Below are 2,864 nucleotides of genomic sequence, written 5' to 3'. Positions count from 1 at the left end.
ACTGTAGAAGAATTAACAAAATCGTCCAATCCGAAAAAATCTCAAGCCATCAAGAAGAAGAAAATGCAAAAACAAGCTCGTCGCAAGAATAGACCTAAGAAAAAATAATTTTGAATATATTTGTATGATTTCCTACTGCTGATAGCTGGAGTCAAACACTTTCAAATATGAAATGAATTTTATAGAGCAGTTTCCACGGTCAAAACCTGGGGTGGTGTGGAATCGGGAGGATAAATAAAGTCAACCTCTACTTTCTTTGTTGCACCTGCTGCTAATTGCAACGTCACTAAAGCTTGTCCTTGCTGTCCCCTTCTCTGCACCAAATGCAAATATTTTACCTGCATTTTGCCTAATTCATCTTCATAACTCACCTTAACCGTACCGCGAAAAAATATTTGCTCCACTTGGGGATTTAAAAACAATGCGGAGTATTGAATTGTCGATCCTATTGCCCAAAAGGTGACGGTTTTGGAATGGGTTGAGGGATTTTATGATGAGCGAGTTTATCAGGGGGAAAGTGTTATTGTTTCTTCAATTTTTGCTAATGTTCAGTTAACTGCGGCTGAAGTTTTGCAAGGATGAAATATTATAAAAACTATTTATGAAAACTATTAATTAAATTCGACAAGTTCAAATATACTAAGGAAAAGTTAGCAATAGGGCAAATGGGTTTCAACTCCCATCTTCCACAAGAAAAATTAGCGAATTGCGTAAAAACTCCCTCTCCTTGTCGTATCAGTATTTGAGGTGATTGAGGAGATGCAAAAAGACAAAGGGAGCAAAATTCACATTTTTATCCCAACGAAGTAAATTACATGGCTATGCATGGTGTCATACAATACCCATAACATTCCCATGTCTAGTAGACGTTGAAGTGAAACCTATTGTTAAGAATCGGCTATGAAAAATTTAGTTATCCTGCAATTTGATGGTGATTTTTCGACTGGGTATAAGGTAACTTTAGAAGTTGGGGATGATGGGGAACGTGCCGATGTACGGATGAGGGGAGAATTACCACCCGCGCTAGATGTGGTGCGATCGTTCCAAGAATGGCGCAATATTTATGGAAGTAAGCATGGACAATCTCGAATTAAGGTAAATGCGGTAAAAAATTTCCAGACTGTTGAGTATAAACAGCAATGTGAGGAGTATTCTGAGAAACTATTATCTCTTTTTCATACATGGTTAAAATCGGAATCTTTTCATCCCATCAGTAATTATTTATCTGATTTAAAGACCAATCAAGAACAGGAATTACGCATAATTTTAAGTTGCGATCGCCTGGAGTTACGAAAGCTACCTTGGCATTTGTGGGATTTATGGTCGGGGGCTGAAGTTGCTTTGAGCGCACCGGATGCAGCGCGGGGAGTCAGAATATTACGGGAAAAGATTAGAATTTTAATTATTCTTGGTGATAGTACGGGTATAAATGTGAAAGCGGATGAAATGCTTTTACAAAAGTATTGTCGGGATGCGGAAATAGTTACTCTTGTGGAACCTTCGCGGGAGGACTTAAATCGCTATTTACAGGATGATATTGGTTGGGATATTTTGTTTTTCTCTGGGCATTCCCAAACCCATAATTTTACCGATACAAGCGAGGAGAGGGTTGTACAAGGGCGGATTTTTGTTAATAAAAAAGATAGTTTGACGATGGCGGAATTGAGGGATAGTTTGCAAACAGCTATCCAACAAAGATTACAATTAGCTATTTTTAATTCATGCGATGGTTTGGGGATTGCTGCGGAGTTGGAAAGTTTGCAAATTCCCCAAGTAATTGTGATGCGCGAACCTGTTCCCGATTTTGTGGCACAGGAGTTTTTAAAGTATTTTTTAGAAGCATTTACAAATGGTCGCTCTTTGTGCAATTCCGTTGGATATGCACGCAGACAATTAGCTTTCTTGGAAGATGATTTTCCCTGTGCTAGTTGGTTGCCTGTAATAGGGCATACAGAAAGTGTTAATAGTATCAGGTTTAGCCCGGATGGTAAAACCCTCGCTTCTGCATCTAGTGACGGGACAGTGAAACTGTGGAATATCAATAGTGGTAGGGAAATTAAAACCCTTAAAGGGCATACAGAAAGTGTTAATAGTATCAGCTTTAGCCCGGATGGTAAAACACTTGCTTCTGCATCAAGGGACGAAACGATAATTTTGTGGAATTTCGATTTAGATGACTTGTTGGTAAAAGGATGCGGATTAATACGAGGCTACCTGCAAAATAACACCGATGTCAGCCCAGAAGATAAACATTTGTGTGACAACATCAAACGTTGAGTTATTATTAAACTTTTGATTATTGATTGAATCAAAAAGTGCGATTCACATTGATAGTATGGATTAAATAAAACGTGCGATTGGTAAGATTTTTTGAGGTGCGATCGCTTTACAGTATGGTTTGAGAAGTGCGATTGGTAAGGTTTTTTGAGGTGCGATCGCATTTAGAGTACGGGTTGATTTGGAAGTGCGATTGGTATGGTTTTTTGTATCCCATCAATACTTCGGGGTAAAGATTTATTCTGGCATCCACGACCAACCAAACGGGTTAAGCGAGGATTTGTCCCGAATAATACTGCCCAAAGATGGGATATTTCCGATCAAAGAAATGCGATCGCGGATATACTCAAAAAAGCTAACACCTAACTTGCGAGTAGTAGCAACAAGGGACATGAAAATATCCCATGCCTTCGTACCTTGTTCAGTTTGGGTGGCATAGCTAATATTACGTCGCTGCACCATAGTTCTAGCAGCCAACTCCGCAGGGTTGTTATGCAAGGGTAGTTCTGGAGGGAGCAACGCGATTTGGTGAGGTGGGGCAAAAAAGGTATGATCGCTAAAAATTTTCTTCAGTACAAATTAACAAT

The 2,864-nt window shown here is 39.2% G+C and carries 3 protein-coding genes; 1 reads left to right on the top strand and 2 read right to left on the bottom strand.

Going from position 1 to position 2,864, the window contains the following annotated elements; all coding sequences use genetic code 11:
• Positions 1-179: 179 nt before the first annotated feature.
• Entirely contained in the window at positions 180-422 is a 243-nt protein-coding gene (locus CK510_RS28815; protein ID WP_373695837.1) for a DUF3370 family protein, read from the bottom strand.
• Positions 423-900: 478 nt separating this feature from the next.
• On the opposite strand from CK510_RS28815, the gene CK510_RS33080 reads away from it, so the two are divergent.
• Positions 901-2,277, top strand: a complete 1,377-nt coding sequence (locus CK510_RS33080) for a WD40 repeat domain-containing protein (RefSeq protein WP_095724898.1) — start codon at positions 901-903, stop codon at positions 2,275-2,277.
• A gap of 237 nt (positions 2,278-2,514) precedes the next feature.
• Here the strand turns inward: CK510_RS33080 and CK510_RS28805 are convergent, their stop codons facing one another.
• Positions 2,515-2,775, bottom strand: coding sequence for a hypothetical protein (locus CK510_RS28805; protein WP_169927039.1), 261 nt, complete (start codon positions 2,773-2,775; stop codon positions 2,515-2,517).
• Between the last annotated feature and the right edge of the window lie 89 nt (positions 2,776-2,864).

Source organism: Brunnivagina elsteri CCALA 953 (genome assembly GCF_002289455.1).
GTDB classification, from domain to species: Bacteria; Cyanobacteriota; Cyanobacteriia; order Cyanobacteriales; family Nostocaceae; genus Brunnivagina; species Brunnivagina elsteri.
Note: the sequence above shows the minus strand (reverse complement) of the source record. Positions and strands in the feature narration are given on the sequence as shown.

Coding starts and splice junctions, on each gene's coding strand:
- CK510_RS33080 (WP_095724898.1), top strand. CDS start 901: ATGAAAAATTTAGTTATCCTGCAATTTGATGGTGATTTTTCGACTGGG.